Here is a 20,437-nt window from a genome sequence, read left to right as displayed (position 1 = left end):
CTCCTCGCACCTCCGTGTGAAAAACCACACAACCCTATTGCCCACATCTCCCAATCCACCCGCAAAAACCGCATCAAACCGCCATTCCTCACCGTTGGCACGCCTCTTGATTAGTTCTTCCCGCAACGCGTGCGGCAGCGTTCGAGACGCAGGGAACTTTGCAGCCGCCTACCGAGATGAGGCCTGTACATGACTGTCGAGAGCATTCAACAGAAGCTATTGCGTGTGAGGCCGCCGCGCGTGCGCATTACGTACGACGTCGAGACGGGCGGCTCGAGCGAGAAGGTGGAGCTGGCTTTCATCGTCGGCATGTTCGCCAACCTTTCCGGCGAGCTCGATGCGAGTGCGCTGCCGGCCATGAAGGACCGGCGCATGCGCGACATCGATGGCGAATCGTTCGACAAGATCCTGGCGGACAGTACGCCGCTGATCAAATTGAACGGGATCGCGGACACCATCGCCGGCAACGGCAAGAAGCTCACGGGCGAGCTGCGCTTCACCAGCCTGGCCGACTTCGAGCCGCTGGCGATCGTCAATGCGGTGCCCAGCCTGCGGCAGCGCTACGACGCACGCGCCGACCTGCGCGCGCTGCAGTCGATGGCCGAATGCAACGATGCGCTGGCCTCGCTGCTCGATCACACCACGCTCGACGCCGAAGCGACGGGCGCGCTCAAGACCACCTTCGGCGACGCCTCGCCGGACGCGTGGGCCGCGGCGAAGGTCGATGCGCAGGACAATCCGCCCGCCAACGCGACCGGCGCCGCCGTGCCCGGTGCGCTGGTCAGCTTGCTGGCCGCGCAGATGGCCGGCAATGCGCAGGCGGCGGCCTCGGCCAAGCAGGCTGCGGATGCGGCCGTGGCGGCCTCCGCCAGCGCGGACGATGCGGCCAAGACCGCCGCGGGCGCGCTCACGGCGGCGCAGAAGGCGGCCGCCGACGCGGCGACCGCGCTGGGCAAGGCGCAGGATGCGGCGGGCAAGGCCAAGGGCGACCAGGCGATCGCCGACGCCAACGCGGCCGCGGTCAAAGCCAAGAAGGACAAGGACGACGCCGACGTCGCGCTGCTCGCCGCACAGGCGCAGAACGACGCCGCGGCAGACCTGGCCAAGCGCCAGGCCGCGCTCGCGGCGGAGCGCCAGCAGGCCTTCCTCTCGATCGATCCGCTGAGCAAGGCGCGTCGGCTGGCCGGCCGCTTCGCCAACGAGATCCTCGGGCCGATGGGCAACAAGGAACTCACCCAGGTGGCGCTCGGCGCCAGCGGCCTGATCGACGAGCGTGCCGGCGGCATCGACGTGCAGATCGGCGTGCAGCTGGATGCCATCCTGCACGCCAAGTCGTTCAAGGATCTGGAAGCTACCTGGCGCGGCCTGTACTACGTGGTGTCGCGCACCGAAAGCGGCAAGCTGCTCAAGCTGCGCGTGTTCAACGCCGGCATGGACGAGCTGCGCAAGGAACTGGAGAAGGCGGCCGATTTCGACCAGAGCTGCATCTTCAAGATGATCTACGAGGCCGAGTTCGGCACCTATGGCGGCTCGCCGTACAGCCTGCTGGTGGGTGGCTACGAGTTCGACCACACGCCGGCCAGCATGTCGCTGCTGTCGAACATGACCAAAGTGGCCGCTTCCGCGCACGCGCCGTTCATCGCGGCCGCCGCGCCGGGGCTGTTCGGGCTGGACGGTTTCGACAAGCTGGCCAAGCCGCGCGATCTGAGCCAGCTGTTCGAGTCGCCGGAAATGGCGCAGTGGGTGGAATTCCGCGGTAGCGAGGACTCGCGCTACGTCGCCCTCGCGCTGCCGCACATCCTGATGCGCCTGCCGTACGGCAAAGACGCGCGCCCGGCCGAAGGCCTGCGCTACGAGGAGACGGTGACCGGACCCGACGGTCCGGACCACAACGCCTTCCTGTGGGGCAACGCGGCCTATGCGCTGGCCGAGCGCATCACGCATTCGTTCGCGTTGTACCACTGGACCGCCGCGATCCGCGGCGTGGAAGGCGGCGGCCTGGTCGACGGGCTGCCGGTGTTCACCTACCGCGACGATGCGGACCTGGTGAACATGATCTGCCCGACCGAAGTGTCCATCACCGACCGGCGCGAGAAGGAGCTCAACGACCTGGGCTTCATCGCGCTGTGCAACTGCAAGGGCACCGGCCAGGCGGCGTTCTTCGGCGGGCAGACCGCCAACCTGCCGCGCCAGTACATCAGCGACGAGGCCAATGCCAACGCCAAGTTGTCGGCGATGCTGCCGTACATCCTGGCGGCGTCGCGCTTCGCGCACTACATCAAGGTGATCATGCGCAAGAAGATCGGCGCGTTCCTCACCCGCGGCAACATCGAGGCCTATCTCAACAGCTGGATCGCGCAGTACGTGCTGCTGGACGACAACGCCTCGCAGGAAGTGAAGGCAAGCTATCCGTTGCGCGCCGCGCAGATCACCGTGACCGACGTGCCCGGATCGCCCGGCTCGTACAAGGCCACGGTGTTCATCAAGCCGCACTTCCAGCTCGAAGAACTGACCACGTCGATTCGCCTGGTGGCGGATCTCCCGGCGGGCTGATGCCGCAGGCATGCCCACCGACCACAACCAGGAGCGACCATGGACCTCATTCTCTTGCAACCGGGCGATTCATCGATCTTCGGCGGCCCCAACGGCTGGAAGGGCGGTGGAAGCCTGATCGACGACCAGTGGCGCGACGAAGTGCTCAAGCTGGGCCAATGCCTGGAGCTGGTCTCCGTGCACCAGGGCATGAAGCAGCAGATCACCACCGACGTGAGCAACTCGGCGCGTACTTCCGGCCGTCCGATCATCACCGAGTTCACCTGCGTGAAGTACGTGGACAAGACCTCGGTCAAGTTCTACGAGTACTGCCTGCGCGCGCAGCCGCTGGGCAAGGGCGAGAAGAACCCCACCAAGATCTACATCGCGCGCAACTCGGGCGAGAAGACCGCCAACATCCTCACCATCGAGCTGCGCGACGCGATCATCAGCGAGATCCAGTTCCAGTCCAATCCGGACGACATGCCGACCGAGCAGTTCAAGCTCAACTTCACCGAAGTGCTATGGACGTACACGGTGCAGGAGGCCGACATGAATACCTCCGGCAACCTGGCGGCCGGCTGGTCGATCGCGCGCAACCGCCCGATCGGGCAGTTCACCACGTGAACTAGGAAAACGGTCCGGGCGGCGTGCGCACACGCGCGCCGGCGGGATGTCGCTGCCGCACAGCGGTTTGAACACCAAGGTTCTGCCGGGCATCGATGCTGCCGGGGCGGAGGAGAGGGCTCGTGCAATTTCTGCTGGAGCGGCTGGTCAATCGCAGTGAGCCGGACATGGGCCTGGCGCCGCCGTTCGATCCGGCCGCGGCTGTCGCCGCACAGATCCAGCGCATCGTGGAGTGCCGCCCTTATGAAGGCGTGCGCGGGGCGAGGGTGTGCGAGTTCGGCATGCCGCCGATCGTGGACACCTCGATCGGCATGACCGATCACGAGCGCTTCGGCGCACGGCTGCTCGCGGCCATCGCGCGCTTCGAGCCGCGCCTGCGGACGCCGCGGCTGGAATGGCTGGCCACGGGCGAGGCCATGCGACCGTATGCCCTGGTCGTGCATGGCAACGTGCTGATCGAAGGCGAGGCCAACCCGTTCCGCTTCGAACTGCCTTGCCCGGAGTCGCTGGCATGAACGCCGACGCGCCCCGGCTGAAGATGTGGTACGAGCAGGAACTGGCCTCGCTGCGCGACGAGGCGGTGGATTTCGGCGCGTCCTTTCCCGCCATCGCCAAGGAGCTGGAACTGAGCGGCGGACGCAGCAGCGATCCGCACGTGGAAATGCTCATGCAGTCGTTCGCCTGGCTGAGCGGACGGCTGCGTTACCAGCTGGAAACCGACCAGGCGGTGCTGCCGAACGCGCTGCTGGCCCAGCTCTATCCGCACCTGGAGGCGCCGCTGCCGTCCATGGTGGTGGGCGAGATCGACGTGCGCCCGGACGGCGCCAATTTCGCGCACGGCGCCACGCTCGAACGCGGGCGCTACGTCTACGCGCTGGCCACCAATGACACCGGCCAGCAGGTGCGCTGCCGTTTCCGCACCTGCTACGACACGCCGCTGTGGCCGCTGAAGATCACCCACGTGGACGCGATGGCGGCCAACGCCTACCCGCTGGATCCGGCGGATACCCGTACCGCCTCGATCGTCCGCGCCACCGTCACTTGCATGGGCAAGGAACCCGTGCACGCGATGAAGATGCCATTCCTGCGGTTCTGCATCCATGCTGAGCACAAGCACGCCTATGCGCTGTACGACGCGCTGGCCATGCACCTGGTGCGGATGGCGGTGCGCATCCCGTCCACCGGCGAACTGCGTTACCTCGATGCCGGCCAGCTCAAGTGGCGCGGCTTCGCACCGGACGAGGCGGTGCTCGGCGCCAACCCGCTGACGCATCCGGGCTACCGGCTGGTGCAGGAGTACTTCGCGTTTCCGCAGAAGTTCCTGTTCTTCGACGTGGCGGGCATGGACCTGTCGGGCGTGGACCGCGAGTTCGACCTGCTGTTCTTGCTCGATGTGCCGCCGTCGAAGGACCACTACTACGACCGCCAGCTGCTGCGGCTTAATTGCCTGCCGCTGATCAACCTGTTCCCGCAGCGCATCGAGCCGTTCGTGCTGGACCAGCGGCACTACGAGTACCGCCTGGTCGCGGACGAGCAGAACCACCGTTACTGCGAGATCTACAGCCTCGAAGAACTGGTTTCGATCCGTCCGGACCGCAGCCCGCGACCGATCGCGCCGTACTTCGCGCTGGACGACATGCAGCGGCTGGACAAGATCGACTACTTCTATGCCACGCGCCGCGAGGTGAACCAGACCGGCGCGGTGCACGGCACCGAGACCTATGTGTCGTTCCTGGACCCGGAGTTCGACACGGTGTTGCCGCCGGAGGAGATGATCGGCGGTACCGCGCTGTGCACCAACCGCCGGTTGCCGTCGCAGCTGCTGGTCGGCAGCGTGCTGTTCCTCGAAGGCGCCGGGCCGGTGGCATCGCTCAAGGTCGCCTGCAAACCCACGCCGAACCAGCCGCCGCAGATGGTGGGCGAACGGCCGTGGGCGCTGGTCTCGCAGCTGTGCCTCAACCATCTCTCGCTGGTGGACGGGCGGCGCGGGCCGCCAGTGCTCAAGAACATGCTGCGGCTGCACGTGGGCCCGGCCAGTCTCACCGGCTATCGCCAGATCGATGGCCTGCGCGCGCTGTCCACGCGCCGCGTGCAACGTCGCATGCCGCTGCGCGAGGCCTGGCGCGGCTTCGTCGACTGCCTGCAGGTACGCGTGCAGGTGGACCTGGGGCATTTCGAAGGAGGCAGCGCCGTGCTGTTCGGCAGCGTGCTGCACCGTTTCCTGGCGCTTTACGCGGAGGTCAACACTGTCGTCGAACTGGTTCTCGAATCTTCCGACCGCCGAGGAGAGCTCAAGTCATGGGAACCCCTGACTGGCGCACAGGTGAACCTCTAGCCGACCGGCTGCGTGCGCGGCCGGCGAGCTTCGATTTCTTCCAGTGGGTGCGCCTGCAATCGTGGCCCTCGCCGCAAGACCCGGCCGCGCGCCGGCGCGGTGCGCGCGAGGTCGGCGCGCACCTGCGCTTCCGCGGCGAGATGTCGCCGGTGTTCCCCGGAAGCGAAATCTCCGCCGGCCGGCTACGCGCCGAACGCCGCCGTTCGGTGCGCGATCCGCGTATCGAACTGTTCGTGGCGAACTTCGCGCTGTCCGGCGTGCTCGGGCCGCTGCCGGACAGCTTCGCCGAATGGATCCGCCAGCGGTTGGCCGAGCGCGACCCGGCGATGGCGGAGTTCCTGGACATCTTCAACCACCGCCTCAGCACGCTGCGCTACGAACTGAAGGCGGCCAGCGTGCCGGCCTTCGACGCGACGCGGCCGGAGTACACCCGGCAGGCCGATGCGGTCGGGGCCCTGATGGGCCTGACGCCGTTCGAAGGGGAGGGCGCGGCCATCCTCGCCCACCGCGTGCCGCTGCCGCGCCGTGCGCTGCTGGCCCTGGCCGGGCTGGTGGCGAACGGCCGCAAGAGTGCGGCGCAGGCGCAGATCGTGCTGGGCGTGTACCTGCAGGCGCCGGTGCGGGTGGAAGCCCTGGTCGGTGCGTGGCGCGACATCGAGGCGCGCGACCGCACGCTGCTGGGGGCGCGGCGCTTGCGCGACGGCGCGCCGCTGGGGCGCCGGGTGTGGGTGAACCACGCGGCGGTCGCGCTGCACGTCGGGCCGGTGCCTTATGCCCGGCTGTGCCTGTTGCTGCAGGACTGCGCGCACCTGGACGACGGAGCGCACGAAAGCCGCTTCGGCGACGGCTACCGCGGCCTGGCGGCGATGGTGCATTACCTGTTCGATCGCCATGTCGACGCAGTGGTCTCGATCGCCGTGGCCGAGGACGACATCCCGCCCGCGTGGCTGGGCCGCCCGCGCCGCCTGGCCGGTTTCGGCAGCGGCCACGGCCTGCGCCTGGGGCAGACGGCGTGGCTGCGCGGCAAGCCCGCGCAACCGCGCGAGGTGCGCTTCACGATCCGCGCCGACGATCCGGCGGAGGCCGCATGAGCGCACTGCCGACCGATACCGCCGGCCGTACGGCGATCCTGCCGATCGGGCATGCCGGACAGGCGGATTCGCCGCTGCTGTACCTGCATTGCGGCATCTCGATGGCCGGCAACCAGTGGCTGGGCGACGAGACGTTCCGGCTGCTGTCGTTCGAGGGACAGGAGTCGGTGTCCGAGCCGTTCGATTTCCAGCTGCAGCTGCGCGGCAACACCGACCCGCGCGGCGGTCGGTCGCTGAGTTTCGATGCGCTGGTCGGACGCCCCGTCACCGTGGGCATCAACCGCCCGGCGCAGGACGGCCCGCCGGATGCCGCCGCGCGCTTCGCGCAGGCGCTGCGCACGGGGTCGGCGCCGTCGATGACGCTGTACAACGGCATGGTCAGCTCCTTCGCGATGGACGAGCCGGGCGTGTACCGCATCGGCATGAAGCCGGCGCTGTGGCGGCTCGCACTCACCAACCGCTACGTGGTGCACGCGCAGAAGAGCGTGCGCGACGTGATCGCGGACCTGATGCGCCAGCACTACATCGATTTCTCGCTGGATGCCGTGTCCGGCGAGGACAACATCGCCGTGGCGCGCGTGCAGGACTGGCTGCAGGCAGGCGAGAGCGACTTCGAGTTCCTGCGCCGCATGATGTCCAAGGCGCACATCTACTACTACTTCCGCCACACCGGGAACGGCCACACCGTGGTGTTCGCCAACCGCCCGGCTTATACGCAGGCCTTCGGCAGGCCGTTGCGCTACACCCACACCGCCATCGACGAGCTGGGGCTCCAGATGGACGACGTGGTGTTCCAGTACAGCTACCAGCAATCGCTCACCAGCACCGGCGTGAGCGGCCGCTTCGTGCACCAGGAGAACGCGCCGGACGAAGATCCGGTGCCGACCTTCCAGACCTTCGACGCGTTCACGCCGGCCGATCCGGGCGAGTTGCCGTTCAACCAGTACCGCACCTATCAGTACGGCATGAGCAGCGGCACGGTGCGGCAGTACATCCGCACCACCGCGTCGAGCATGGCCGCGTCCGCGCGCCAGCTCTCCGGCAGCAGCACCTGCAGCGGCTTCCGCGTCGGCAGCCAGTTCACCATGAGGGGGGACATGGCCCAGGGCGTGTCGCCGTCGCCGGTGCGCCCGTCGCTGGAGGGCAAATCCTTCGTGCTGAGCAAGGTGCAGCACAAGGCCAGCGCCGACGGCGGCTACACCAACCAGTTCGAGGCCACCGACGCGGCCGCGATGCTCACCGCGTTCTCGGTGCAGGACACGCAGCAGGGCGGCATCCTGGCCAAGGTGGTGGACATGGCCGGGCGCGGCCCCACCGACTGGCGCTATTACGAGCCGGCCAATTTCGATCCGGCCACCAGCCGCCTGCGCGATTCGCAGGCGGCGCCGCCGAACCTGCTGGCCAAGGGCGTGTACGTGCAGTTCTCCACGCCCGGCTCGCCGCAGGAGCCGGTGTGGGTGAAGCTCTCGGCGAGCATGAACACGGTGCCGGAGATCGGCGTCACCGTGCTGGTCACGCGCGCCAGCGACGAATCGGAACTGCCGGAGGTGCAGCAGATCATCGCGCCCAACGGCAACCTGGTAGTGACGCCTTCTGGATGGACGGCCAATACCCACGTCGGCAGCAATTACTCCACGACCTACGGCGACGGGCAGAGCATCCGCTTCGGCCTGCACTCGGCCTACGACCTGGACCGCGCGGTGGGCATCGTCAACGGCGCCTACGAGAGCGGGCAGTACCGCGACACCAGCTACCAGCAGGGCGCCAGCTACAGCTACTCGACCTCCGAGGACGGCGCCGACGGGCTGCTGAGCCGCTCCGAATCCTACGGCAGCACCTACAACACCCAGGAAGCGGCGATCACCTGGAACAAGAGCACCATCGGCAACAGCACCAGCTACAGCACCATCACCGGCGACACCTACGCCGAAGACACCGTGCTCGGCACGGCCACGCGCATTTCGACCACCAGCGTCTCCAAGAGCACGACGTTCACCGGGCAACAGGAAAGCACCACGACCACCGGCGAGAACACCGCGCACGAGTTGATGGGAATGACCTCGGTGACGTCGGCCACGGGCGTGAGCTCCAATACCTCGCTCACCGGGCTCACCGGCCAGGTCTCGCTGACGGGCGTGCGCACGGAAACCTCGGTGACCGGCAAGAGCGAGAGCACCTCGGTCACCGGCATCGCGCAGCAGATATCGGCTACGGGCAGCAGCGACCAGACCTCGGTCACCGGCGAGAGCAACCAGATCAACGTCACCGGCAAGAGTTCGGGCATCAACGTCACCGGGCAGCAGAGCCAGGTCTCGGTAACCGGCACCGGTTCGGACATCGGCGTGGTCGGCTCCACGTCGCGCATCAGCGTCACCGGCAGCAGCATGGGCGTGTCGGTGACCGGCGAAAGCACCGATCTGAGCGTCACCGGGACGGAAACGCGCATCGGCATCCACGGTTCTTCCACCTCGCTGGACGTCACCGGCGTCGGTACCTCGGTGACGCTCGCCGCGGCGCGCATTTCGCTGGACATCGTCGGCATGAGCGTGTCGATCCCGGTGGTCTACATCTACGTATGAGGCGCGCATGAAGATCGTCAAACCGATGACCCTCGGCCTGATGCACCGCCCGTACCGCTGGCAGGGCCGGGACCGGCTGCTGGTGGCGACGCTGGGCTTCTTCGCGCTCGGCGGCCGGCCGGACAGCCTGCTGCGCGACAACCTGCAGTGGCGCAAGGTGATGGCGGCGCTGCCCGCCGGAAGGCCGCTGGACGAGCTCATGCCCAAGGCGCGCGGCGAAGTGCTGCTGGCCGGCAGCGCGTACGCCGCGCACGGGCTGGCGACCACCGAAATGAGCGTGCGCCTGCAAGTCGGCGGCATCGACAAGCAGCTGCGCGTGCTGGGCGACCGCCAGTGGATGTACGGCATGCTGCCGTGGCTGCAGATCACCGAGCCTTCGCCGTTCACCCACATGCCGCTGACCTGGGCCCGCGCCTACGGCGGCGCCGGCCATCCAGGCAATCCGGAAGGACGCGGCTACGCACGTCATCCGCTCGCCGCGTTCTTCGGCCGCAACCAGGGCGACATGCCGAACGTGGAAGACCCGCGCCGGCCGGTGCGCAGTCCGCGCCGCCGCCAGGTGCCGGCCGGCTTCGGCCAGCTCGACGTGGGCTGGGCGCCGCGGCGGCAATGGATCGGCCGTTACGGCCGGCGCTGGCGCAGCGAGTCGTACCCGGGCCTGGCTGACGACACGCACGCGGAGTTCTTCAACGCCGCGCCGCTGGACCAGCGCATCGAAGGATTCTTCGCCGGCGGCGAACCGTACCGGCTCGAAGGCATGCATCCGCAGCAGCCGGTGATCGAAGGCTTCCTGCCGGAGTTCCGCCCGCGCGCCTTCGCCCACCGCGCCGGCCGTCCGGCCGATGCGGCGGACGAGATCGCGCTGGCGTTCGACACGGTGTGGTTCTTCCCGGACGCGGAGCTGGGCATCGCCATCCATCGCGGCGAGATCGAGGTGGAGGACAGCCTCGCGCTGGACATCGAAGCGCTGATGGTGGCGTACGAGCACGCCGCCGATGCGCCGCGGCCGCTGTCGCACTACGGCCAGGTGCTCGCGCTGCGGCTCAACCGCGAGACCGCGGCGCGCCACGTCTTCAACGAAGCGCAGCTCACGCCGGAGCCGGATGCCGCCCTGCGCGCCGCGCGGCACGCGGAGGTGCAGGAAGAAGAAGCCCGCCGCCGTACCGCGCAGGCGGCACGCGAGGCCGGCCTGGCGGCCGAGTTCGAAGCGACCGGCGGCATGCCGGCGCCGGAAGCTGCGCCGGCGCCGATGGCGATCCAGCTGCCCGTTCCGTCCGACGCCGCCGTTCGCCGCGGCGACTTCGACCTGGGCGAGCTGCTCGATGCCGCCGATCGCGTCGCGCATGAGGCGCGCGATCAGGCGCAGGCCTTGCGCGAACAGGCTGCCGGCCAGCTGGCCGAGCTGCCGCCGGCGCCGCCGGTCGCCGCGACCACCACGGAGGAAGCGCTCGCGCGCGCCGCCGGCCATGCCGGTGCGGTGGGCGCACTGAACGAGTTCGGCGCGATCGCCGGCGTGCCGCCCGTCGCGGTCACGCAGATCCAGGAGCTGCATCGCAAGGGGCGGCTGGCCGCGCCCGAACCCAGCGTGCCGGGGCTGCCGCTGCAACCGGAGGTGGCCGCGGCGATCGGCCAGTGGATCCTGCTGCGGCTGCGCGAGGGTGCGTCGCTGCACGGCTGCGATCTGGCCGGTGCCGACCTGCGCGGCGCCATGCTTTCCGGGGCCGATCTGCGCGGCGCGCTGCTCGAAGCGTCGGACCTGCGCGGCGCACGCCTCGACGGCGCGGACCTGAGCGAAGTGGCGCTCACCGGCGCCACGCTGGACGCGGCCGACTGCACCTCGGCGCGCTTCGACGGCGCCAACCTGGGGCGCACGCGGGCGCATGACACGGTGTTCCGCAGCGCCAGTTTCACCGGCGCGCAGGCAGGCGATGCGGACTGGCGCGGCGCGGACTTGGCCGGCGCGCGCTTCGAGCGCTGGATCGCGCCGAACATCGTGCTGGAAGGCGCCAGCCTCGAACACGCCACGCTGGCCGACTGCGTGTTGTTGCACGCGAAGGCCGACGGCAGCCGCTGGGCGCACGCTTCGTTGCAGCGCACGGTGCTGCTGGGGTCCAGTCTCGCCGGCGCGGACTGGCGCGAAGCGGCGCTGGTGCGCAGCGTGCTGATGGAATGCCGGCTCACCGACAGCCTGTGGGCCGGCGCGGACCTCAGCCGCGTGCAGGGCGGCGGCGGCGCGGACTGGGCGCGCGCGGACCTGCAGCGCGTGCGCGCGGACCACAGCAGCTGGCGCGGCGCCAACCTCGCCGATGCCAACCTCGCCGAGGGGCAGTTCCGCGAATGCGACTTCAGCGACGCACGGCTGCCGCGGGCCGTGCTGGAGCGCACGCTGTTCTACCGCTCGCTCTTCATGAGCGGCGAACTGACCGGCTGCCATGCGGAGGCGGCGGATTTCTACCAGGCCATGTGCCGGCGCGCGGACTTCCGCCAGGCGGATCTGCGCGAAGCGAACTTCGTGCAGGCCGAATGCGCCGAGGCGCGCTTCGACCAGGCCCGGCTCGACGGCGTGCGCCTGGAGCCCGGCCGGAGGCTGCCGTGATCGGCTGGGACGACATCGCGCAGCTGCAACGGCTGGGACGGCCGGTCCACGGCGTGGACCTGGGCGCGCTGGATGGCAGCGGACGCGCGATCGACAACCTCGTCGTCAACCGGACGACATGGCGCGGCGCCGCATTGCGCGGCGCGCGCCTGCAGCACGTGACCTTCGTCGACTGCGACCTGCGCGAGGCGGACCTGCGCGAGGCGACGCTCGAAGGGTGCAGCTTCACCCGCTGCCGGCTGGACGGTTCGCGCTGGGAAAAGGCGTCGCTGCAGCAGGCCGCGTTAGCGCTATGCGACCTGCCGGCATCGCTGTGGTCGCAGGCCAGCCTCGCGCTGTCCGCATTCACGCAGGTCGACTTGAAAGGCGCCCGTTTCGACCAGGCGACCCTGTACCGCACCGTCGCCACCCAGTGCGAACTGGGCGGACTGGTGCTTGCCGGGGCCACGCTGACGCAGGCGGTGATTCCCGGCATCGATGCGCGTGGCATGGATGTCGCCGGCCTGATCGCGCAGGCGGCAGTGCTGCAAGGCGCGCGGTTCGATGGCATGGACCTGCGCGGCATCGTGCTGCAGCGCTGCCTGCTCGAAGGCGCCGATTTCACCGGCGCGCGCCTCGACGGCGCCGACCTGCGCGAGGCCAACTTGCGCAAGGCCGTGTTCGCCGGCACCAGCCTGCGCGAGGCGCGCATGGACAACGCCTTGCTGCTGGAGTCGCAATGGAGCGAGGTCGACGCGACCGGCCTCGCCTGCGAGGGCGCGCTGTTCCAGTCCGCCGTGCTGCGCAAGGTGTCGCTGAACGGCGCGCGCGCCACCGGCAGCGTGTGGGATCACGCGCAGCTGGCGGACGTCGACGCCGGCGCAGCGGTCTTCGCATATGCGCGTTTCGATCACGCCACCGGCGCACGCCTGCGTTTCGCCGGCGCGCGGCTGGACTACGCCAGCTTCCACCACACCCGTTTCGTCGATGCCGACCTGCGCGGTGCGCATACGCACCGCGTACGCGGCACCTCGCCGCAGCGCCTTGCCGCCGAGGCCCGCGCCCTTGCCCTGGAGATGCCCTGATGTTCGCCGCCCGCCAAGCCAAATCCGTCCCCGCCGCGCCGGCGTGGTTCGAAGCCGTGATCCGCGAATCGCTGGGCCAGAACAGTTGGCGGCTCGACGACGGCCGCTCCGCCCGGCAGGCGGTGTCCTGCCTGGTGACACCGGAGCCCGGCGATCGCGTGCTGCTGGTCGCCACCGCCAGTGGCGAATGCTTCGTGCTGCACGTGCTGGCCCGCGTCGACGGCTGTCGCGCGACGCTGGCGGTGCCCGGCGCCGACGCGGTGTCGATCCGGCAGGCCGAAGTGGATATCGCTGCCACGCGCAGCATCGCCTTGCGCGCCGCCGGCGACGTGGAGGTGACCTCGGTGCAGGGCACGCTCTCGCTCAATGCGCGGCAGCTGTTCGCCAGCGCAGCCGAGTCGCTGGTGCAGACCGCGCGTACCTACGTCGGCCAGGTCGAGCAATTCCTGCTGGATGCGCGCCAGTTCCTGCGGCTGCACGGTGAGCAGGCGATGATCACCGCGCGGCAGGACGCCAAGATCGATGCCGAGCGCATCAGTCTGGGGTGAGCCATGTTCGCCAACACCAACCTCGGCGTGCTCAACCTGGCCTTCCCGGACGTGTGCTTCGTGCCGGTGCTGGGCGTGCCCACGCCGATGCCGTTCCCGAACATCGCGCTGTCGTTCGCGGATATCCCCGCGCAGTTCCAGGTGATCATCGGCGGCGGCCTGGCGGAGAACCTCGTCACGATCGGCGCCATCAGCAACGGCGACCAGCCGGGTGCCGAGGGCGGGGTGATATCGCACCTGTTCATGGGGCAATTCCGTTCGCTGCTGGGCAGCCTGAAGGTGTTCATGGGCTGCATCCCCGGCACGCATACGTTCGGCGTGGTGGGGCAGAACGGGCTGCTGCCCAATATGGTCGGCGTGTCGCTGACGCCCTCGCAGGTCACCGTGATGGTGCTGAGCTGATGCGCGGCCGGATCGCCCACGCCATCGTCCTCGCGCTGCTGCTGGCCGGCCTGGCCGGCTGCGGCACGGTGAACAAGCTGCTGGGCCGTACGCCGACCACCACGCTGTCGAGCGTGCGCGTGGCGGCGCCGCCCGGGGCCAATCTCAACTCCGCGGCGCAGCTGGACCTGGTCTTCCTGTACGACGCCGCCAGCGCCGAGATGCTGCCCAAGACCGGTCCCGAATGGTTCGCGCAGAAGACCGCCTTGCAGAGCGGCATGGGCCAGAAGATCGACGTCGTGCACCTGGAAATACCGCCGGCGCTGGTAATCGATCCGGTGCCGCTGCCCAAGCGCGCGGGCAAGGCCGTCGCCGTCTACGCCTATGCCAACTACCTGGCCAAGGACGGCCAGGCGCGCGCGGACCTCACCCAGTTCCGGCGCGCCGTGGTGTGGCTCCAGTCCACCCAGATCGCCGTGACCGAACAGCCATGAACCTTGCCGGGGAAGCGCCATGAACGCAGCCGTCGACGCCTTCGATACCTTGCCCGAGCCGGTCTCCTGGTCCGAAGGCATGCTGCTGTCGCCGCACCACTTCCAGCAGAACGACATCTACTGGAACAGCCTGCTGCACCGGCGCCTGCTGATGCTCGACTCCAACAGCTGGGGCGTGCTGGACCTGGCGCTGGACAGCACCGAGCTGGCCAAGGGCCGGGTGGTGCTCCAGCGGCTGCGCTGCGTGATGACCGACGGGCTGGTGATCGACTATCCCGGCCATTTCGCGCCGTCCATGCTCTCGCTGGACCTGAGCGGCAACGACTGGAACCAGCAGAAGACCGTGCGCGTACACCTGCGCGTGCCGGTGCGCGGCAAGGGCGCGGCCAGCGACATCGGCGACATGCAGCGCTACACCATCGAGCGCGGCGAGCTGGAGGCGGACGAGAACACCGGCAAGGACGAGATGGTGGTGGACCGCATGCGGCCGAAGGTGAGCCTGGCCTGCGGCGACAGCATCGCCAAGAGCTATTGCTCGGTGCCGCTGCTGGAACTGTACGGGGACTCGCGCGGCGTGCACCTGGCGCCGTTCCATCCGCCGATGCTGCGTATCGATGCGTCGGCGTTCCAAGGCGATACGGGCCTGCAGCGCGCGCTGGCCTCGCTGTCGGAACTGCTGTGGCGCAAGTACCGCGAACTGCTCGGCCTGCGCCTGGACGAGCGCGGGCAATCGCGGCAGGACGCCGAGACCAGCGCGCAGGTGCAGGCAGCGCGCCACCTGGTGATGGCGCTGCCGGCTTTCGACGTGCTGCTGCAGGCGGGGCACACGCACCCGGCCGATCTGTACCTGGCGTTGTCGCAGCTGGTGGGCTTCGTCGCCGCCACGCCGGGCGCGCCGCCGCCGCCGGTGCTGGGCGCCTACGATCACAACGACTGCCTGCCGGGGTTCATGCGGGCGATCACCTACGTACGCGATCAGCTCGGCCGGCTCAATGCCAACTATCGCGTGCTGGAGTTCCAGCGCGTCGGCGCGTCCGGCTTCCGCATCCAGCTGCCGCGCGGCATCGATACCGGCAAGCTGCTGATCGAGCTGACCCCGCGCGCGGGCCAGAACGCCGCCACGCTGTCGCAATGGCTGGGCAGCGCGCGCATGGCCAGCGAGGAGCTGATCTACCTGCTGGTGCGCCGCCGTTATCCGGGTGCCACCGTGAAGGAGGCGACGCCGGCGCAGGTTGCCGCGCTCAACCTGCGCGCCGGGGCTTACGTCTACGAGGTCGCCAACGCGACCATCGAGGGCGAGGACGGCGCGTCGCGGCCGTTGATCAACGAAGGCCATACCTTCGTCATCCTCGGCGAGCCCGACGAGAACGTGCCGGCGGCGATCACGTTGTACCTGCCACGCGAAGGAGCACCGCCGCGTCCATGAGCGCGAACGACGCCGCTCCCAGTTTCCTGCTGGCGCGCTTTGCCTCGTTCTACGAGGAGGTCGCGCAGATCAAGCTCGCCATTCTCAAGGGCGGGCTGGTCAAGCTGTTGCAGCCGGAAAACCCGCACGGGGAGATGGCGGCGCACGAGATGACCGAGCGCATCGCGCACCGCTTGCTGACAGTGCTGGACCGCCAGTCGCGCGACGTGCAGGCCGCGGCCACCGGCGCGGAACTGGAAGCGTACCGGCGCGCGCGCTACGCCATGGTGGCGCTGGCGGACGAGATCTTCATCCTGGAACTGCACTGGCCCGGCGCCGAGCACTGGCCCGAGCACCTGCTCGAATACACGGTCGAGCGCTCGCGCATCGCCGGCCGGCGGTTCTTCACCCTGGTGGAAGACCTGATGGGCGCGGGTGAGCGCACCGCGCTGGATGCCGACCTCGCCTCTGTGCTGCTGCTGGCGATGCAGCTGGGCTTCCAGGGCATGTATCGCGGGCCGGAAGGAAGGCACAAGCTGCGCGAATACCGCGCGCGGCTGTACCCGCTGGCCAGCGGACGCCGGCTCGGCGCGGTGGACGCGCAGGCTTTCCCGCAGGCCTACGACTACACGGTGGTGTCGGATCGCGACAACACGCGCATCGCGCTCGCGCCCTGGTTGCGCGCCGTGGCCTACGGCGCGCTCGGCTATCTGGTGCTGTCCTCGCTGGTCTGGCTGCTGCTGACCTGGTCGCTGCTGGATGCGATCGGCGGGGCCATATGAGCCTGCCCGCCGCGCCAGCGCCGCCGTCGACCGCGGGCACCGAGGGCTTCAGCCCGCTGTTCCTGGTGCTGGCCGTGCTGGCCGTGGTGGCATTCGTGCTGATCGCGTGGCTGATGTGGCGCGCGCGCTCGAAGGCGATCGCGGCGCGGCCGCCGAAGAATCGCGACGGGCAGAGCCGCTGGGTGCGCCTGCGCGATGCGGTGCGGCGCCGCTATGCAGTGGTCGAGCGAGCGCTGCGCTATGTATGGGCGCGGCGCGATTGGCGCTACCAGAGTTCGTGGCTGCTGCTGCTCGGCTTTCCTGGCGACGGCAAGAGCAGCCTCGCCGCGTCGGTGCCGGAAAGCCTGCAGCGCGCGTCGCGCCTGCGCGAGGCGAAGCAGGAGGCCTACCTCAATGCCGCGGTGCCCCATAGCGAATGGCATTTCCTGGAAAAGGGCATCCTGATCGATCCCGACGGCGTGCTGGGCGAACCGGCGACGATCGGCGCTACCGATGCGCGCTGGAGCGAGATGCTGGCCGACATCGACAGCCTGCGGCCGGACCGCGCGCTGGATGGCATCGTCTGGGTGGTGTCCGCCGAGCGGCTGTGCGCGGCGACGCCGGAACAGCGCGCGGCGCTGGGCCGCTATGCCTATGCGCGCATCCACGAACTGCAGGATGCTTTCGCCTACGCCCTGCCGGTGTACGTGGTGTTCAGCCACTGCGACGCCATTCCCGGTTTCGACAGTTTCTGGAAGGCGCAGGACCCGCGCCTGCGCAGCCAGATCGTCGGCTGGTCCAGCCCCACCCTGGACGACAATGGCCTGCCGGCCGACTGGGTACCCAAGGCCTTCGACAAGGTGATCGACGGCCTGCGCAGCCTGGTGCTGGCGGCGGCCACCGGCAAGGACCACATCGACGACGTCGACGGCTTTTTCCTGTTCCCGCAGCACATGCGCAGCCTGCAGGGGCCGGCGCTGGACTTCCTCGGCACGCTGTTCAAGACCAATGTGTACGAGACGCGCTCGTTCTGCCGCGGGCTGTACTTCGTCGGCGTGGTCGGCGCGGCGGACCTGCCGGACGTGGACGGACCGCGCAAGGACGTGTCCTTCGTCGAAGGCTTGATCCGCGACAAGGCGCTGGCTGAGCAACGTCTGTCGCAGCGCACGCAGAAGGGATTGCTGGCGCGCAATCGGTTGATCCGGCGCCTGCAGTTGACGGTGGTGGGCATCTCGCTGGCGCTGGCGATCGCGCTGCCGTGGAGCGCCACGCAGGTGAACCAGCACGCACAGGGCCTGCGCGACACGCTGCTGAACATCTCGCTCAACAGCAAGACGCTGGCCCAGCGCGGCTGCCTGGACCAGGAACACGTCTACAAGCTGGTGGCGCAGATCACCACCTTGAGCGAAGACACGCGCTACGCCGCTATCCCGCTGTCGTGGGTGGACGGGCGTATCCACCACGGCATTACCGACGTAGTGTCGAAGAACGCGCTGCAGCAGGTAATCCTGCCGTCGATGGCCTGCAAGCTGTCGCAGCGCATCGAAGAGCTGTCGGCGGCGACGCTGCGGCTCTCGGAAGCCCAGGCGGCGCCGGATGCGGTGTATGCCAACTACGTCGGCCAATTGAAGCGCCAGCTCAACGAGCTTTCCGCGCTGGAGGACAACTTGCAGCGGTTCGCGCGCATCGCGCAGCCGGGCATGATCGAGCAGCGCGGTCTGCTGCTGGATTTCGGCGCGCTGGCCGACTACCTCTACGGCAGCCCGCTGCCGGGGGACACCATCCGGCGCGACAGCCCCTTGGCCGATGCGCTGTCGGCGGCAAGCTATGCGGACGTGCCGTCGATCTCCGCCGACCTGCGCGAGCGCCTGGGCAAGCAGTTCGAACGCATGGCCGCGCAGGCCGAGAACGACCTGCTGCACCGCGCCGCCGCCGGCGTGCCGCTGCTGTCCACCCTGCAGGAGGGCAAGCCGCCCCTGCTCGATACCCTGCGCGGTTTCAACAGCTGGCTCGCCTGGGTGCACAACCGCTGGCTGCTCAGCACGCCGGAGGACAACCCCTGCACGCGCATGGGTAGCGAGATCGCGCCGGGTATCGAGGACCTGATCAAGCATCACCGCTACGACCCGAGCCTGCGCAGCACGCTGGGTTACTTCGACCTGGACAGCTGCTACCAGCCGGCGGTGGACAGCCTGCGCAGCGCGACGCTGGCGCCGTACGGCTCGCTGTTCGTGGTCAACCCCTCCAACCACCAGCTCGAAGGCATCAGCCCCGGGCTGGGGCGCGAGGTCGGCGGATTGCACGCACTGGCCGATACGACCTTCATGCAGATCAAGTCGCCGCTGCCGTACAGCTGCAACGGCGCGGCCGGCGGCTGGCGGCCGAGCACCTTCGACGGGATCCTGGCGCAGCTGCGCGAGTACCAGGAGTTTGCCAGCCGCGAAAAGCTGGGCCAGGTGGGCGCGGCCTCGGACCAGCCGCTGTACGAGCGCCTGGCGCGCACGCAGTTGCGGCTGGCGCTGCAGGACACCCTGGCGCGCAACCAGCGCGGACAGGTGCAGGCGGTCGACACCGGCCTGGATGCCACTTCGCAGTTGGATCGCGAGCTGGCCGAGGAAAGTTCGAGCCTGTCCGCCGCACTCGATCCGATGCTGCAGGCCCAGCAGCGCATGCGCCAGCTTGGCTTCGGCAATGTGGCGGACGAAGTCGGCCAGTGCGCGCAGAACTACGCTTCTAGCATGCTGCTGGACGTCTCCACGCTGGGTTCGTCCAGCCATCTCTACGACCCGCCGCTGCAAGGAGGCGGCAACGAGGCGGCGCCGCTGTTCGATCTGGGCAGTACGCCGGTGCTGCAGGGCTATCTGGATCGCCAGCTGCAGCGCGTGCAGGTGCTGTCGCGCTATGCGGCGCCGTTCGTCACGCTGCTGCGGCAGATGCAGGGCGTCAACAACAGCCAGCGCCTCAACACCCAGGTCGATGCGTATTGGGGCGGCACCATTACGGAGCTCAACCGCGCGGTGCAGTTCGCCGATCCGGCAGGGCAGGTGGCGCACCTCAACGATTTCTTCCTGAAGCAGCTGGCGAGCCTCAGCTATGCGAACTGCGAAGCCACGCTGGCCGGCTACAACGCGCCGCCGGTGGGCAACGACCTGTTCTCCGCACGCCGCACCGAGATGGAGAAGCAGGCGCGCGCGGCCTGCACGGGCCGCGGCCAGGCCAGCTCCGACCTGCATTACGCGCGCATCGGCATGCTGTTCAACAGCCAGCTGGCAGGGCGCTATCCGTTCGGCCCGGCCGATTCGCGCGAGGTATCGCCGGCGGTGGTCAAGGCGTTCTTCGTCTACTACGCCAAGGAAAAGCCGGAACTGAAGGCCTGGCTGGAACACGCGTCCACCACCGGGGCCGCCGGCGCGCGCGCCGCGAAGATGAAGGCCTTCGTCGACCAGCTCGACGCGGTGGAAGCCTTCTTCGCCGGCAATCTCTCGGCGCAGCCGCAGAGCCTGCCGATCCAGGTGAAAGCCGGTTTCCGCGCCTTGCCCGACCGTTCGCCGATCAGCAATCAGCTGATCGGCTGGACGTTGCGCGCGGGCGGCGCGCAGGGCGCGGCCTGGCCGGGCGCGGACGAGAGCTTCGCCTGGAGCGTCGGCACGCCGTTGTCGCTGGACCTGCAATGGGCCGACCGCTCGCGCTACATGCCGCTGCCCGACGCCGCGCAGCCGGAGCTGCGCAGCAGCGGTTACCACGCCGTGTTCGAGACCGGCGGCGCCTGGGCCCTGCTGCGCTGGCTGGATACGCATGGCGCGTCCGCCGATACGGGATCGCTCGACGCGGGCCAGCGCCTGCTGCGCTTCCGCGTGCCGGTGCTCGACGCCAACGCGGCGACCGACGGCAAGTCGAACGAGCAGGCGGACCTTTATCTGACCCTGAAACTTTCCGGCACCGACCCGGCCACCAAGGCCGCGGTACCGCTGGAAGCGCCCGCGTTCCCGCGCGAGGCGCCCGTGCTGTGGTGAAACCCTTGGGA

At 69.1% G+C, this 20,437-nt stretch carries 14 protein-coding genes; all 14 read left to right on the top strand.

The window, feature by feature from the left end; genetic code table 11:
* The first annotated feature begins 189 nt into the window (after positions 1–189).
* The 14 genes from tssC to RKE25_RS13420 all read left to right on the top strand — a co-directional run bounded on the left by tssC (position 190) and on the right by RKE25_RS13420 (position 20,426).
* Entirely contained in the window at positions 190–2,553 is a 2,364-nt protein-coding gene (gene tssC / locus RKE25_RS13485) for a type VI secretion system contractile sheath large subunit (protein ID WP_311838622.1), read from the top strand.
* Between the two features lie 39 nt (positions 2,554–2,592).
* Entirely contained in the window at positions 2,593–3,159 is a 567-nt protein-coding gene (locus tag RKE25_RS13480) for a type VI secretion system tube protein Hcp (RefSeq protein WP_167257428.1), read from the top strand.
* Between the two features lie 122 nt (positions 3,160–3,281).
* Positions 3,282–3,674, top strand: coding sequence for a GPW/gp25 family protein (locus tag RKE25_RS13475; protein WP_311838621.1), 393 nt, complete (start codon positions 3,282–3,284; stop codon positions 3,672–3,674).
* Positions 3,671–5,494, top strand: coding sequence for a type VI secretion system baseplate subunit TssF (tssF, locus tag RKE25_RS13470; protein WP_311838620.1), 1,824 nt, complete (start codon positions 3,671–3,673; stop codon positions 5,492–5,494). Before RKE25_RS13475 ends, tssF begins: the two co-directional genes overlap by 4 nt.
* On the top strand, positions 5,458–6,585 hold the full coding sequence (gene tssG / locus RKE25_RS13465; protein ID WP_311838619.1) for a type VI secretion system baseplate subunit TssG: 1,128 nt from the start codon (positions 5,458–5,460) through the stop codon (positions 6,583–6,585). The genes tssF and tssG overlap by 37 nt, the downstream gene beginning before the upstream one ends.
* Complete coding sequence (locus RKE25_RS13460) at positions 6,582–9,164, top strand: contractile injection system protein, VgrG/Pvc8 family (protein WP_311838618.1); 2,583 nt, start codon at positions 6,582–6,584, stop codon at positions 9,162–9,164. The genes tssG and RKE25_RS13460 overlap by 4 nt, the downstream gene beginning before the upstream one ends.
* A 7-nt stretch (positions 9,165–9,171) precedes the next feature.
* Positions 9,172–11,760 (top strand): DUF2169 domain-containing protein, encoded by a 2,589-nt coding sequence (locus tag RKE25_RS13455; protein ID WP_311838617.1) that lies wholly within the window; start codon positions 9,172–9,174, stop codon positions 11,758–11,760.
* Positions 11,757–12,824, top strand: a complete 1,068-nt coding sequence (locus RKE25_RS13450; RefSeq protein WP_311838616.1) for a pentapeptide repeat-containing protein — start codon at positions 11,757–11,759, stop codon at positions 12,822–12,824. The genes RKE25_RS13455 and RKE25_RS13450 overlap by 4 nt, the downstream gene beginning before the upstream one ends.
* Positions 12,824–13,372 (top strand): DUF3540 domain-containing protein, encoded by a 549-nt coding sequence (locus RKE25_RS13445; RefSeq protein ID WP_311838615.1) that lies wholly within the window; start codon positions 12,824–12,826, stop codon positions 13,370–13,372. The genes RKE25_RS13450 and RKE25_RS13445 overlap by 1 nt, the downstream gene beginning before the upstream one ends.
* 3 nt (positions 13,373–13,375) lie before the next feature.
* Entirely contained in the window at positions 13,376–13,774 is a 399-nt protein-coding gene (locus tag RKE25_RS13440; protein ID WP_311838614.1) for a DUF4150 domain-containing protein, read from the top strand.
* Positions 13,774–14,247, top strand: coding sequence for a hypothetical protein (locus RKE25_RS13435; RefSeq protein ID WP_311838613.1), 474 nt, complete (start codon positions 13,774–13,776; stop codon positions 14,245–14,247). The genes RKE25_RS13440 and RKE25_RS13435 overlap by 1 nt, the downstream gene beginning before the upstream one ends.
* A gap of 19 nt (positions 14,248–14,266) precedes the next feature.
* Entirely contained in the window at positions 14,267–15,673 is a 1,407-nt protein-coding gene (gene tssK, locus RKE25_RS13430; RefSeq protein ID WP_311838612.1) for a type VI secretion system baseplate subunit TssK, read from the top strand.
* Positions 15,670–16,434 (top strand): DotU family type IV/VI secretion system protein, encoded by a 765-nt coding sequence (locus RKE25_RS13425; RefSeq protein ID WP_311838611.1) that lies wholly within the window; start codon positions 15,670–15,672, stop codon positions 16,432–16,434. Before tssK ends, RKE25_RS13425 begins: the two co-directional genes overlap by 4 nt.
* Positions 16,431–20,426 (top strand): type VI secretion system protein, encoded by a 3,996-nt coding sequence (locus RKE25_RS13420; RefSeq protein WP_311838610.1) that lies wholly within the window; start codon positions 16,431–16,433, stop codon positions 20,424–20,426. Before RKE25_RS13425 ends, RKE25_RS13420 begins: the two co-directional genes overlap by 4 nt.
* Positions 20,427–20,437 lie beyond the last annotated feature (11 nt).

The sequence above is a fragment of the Dyella sp. BiH032 genome (assembly GCF_031954525.1).
Taxonomy (GTDB): domain Bacteria; phylum Pseudomonadota; class Gammaproteobacteria; order Xanthomonadales; family Rhodanobacteraceae; genus Dyella_D.
Note: the sequence above shows the minus strand (reverse complement) of the source record. Positions and strands in the feature narration are given on the sequence as shown.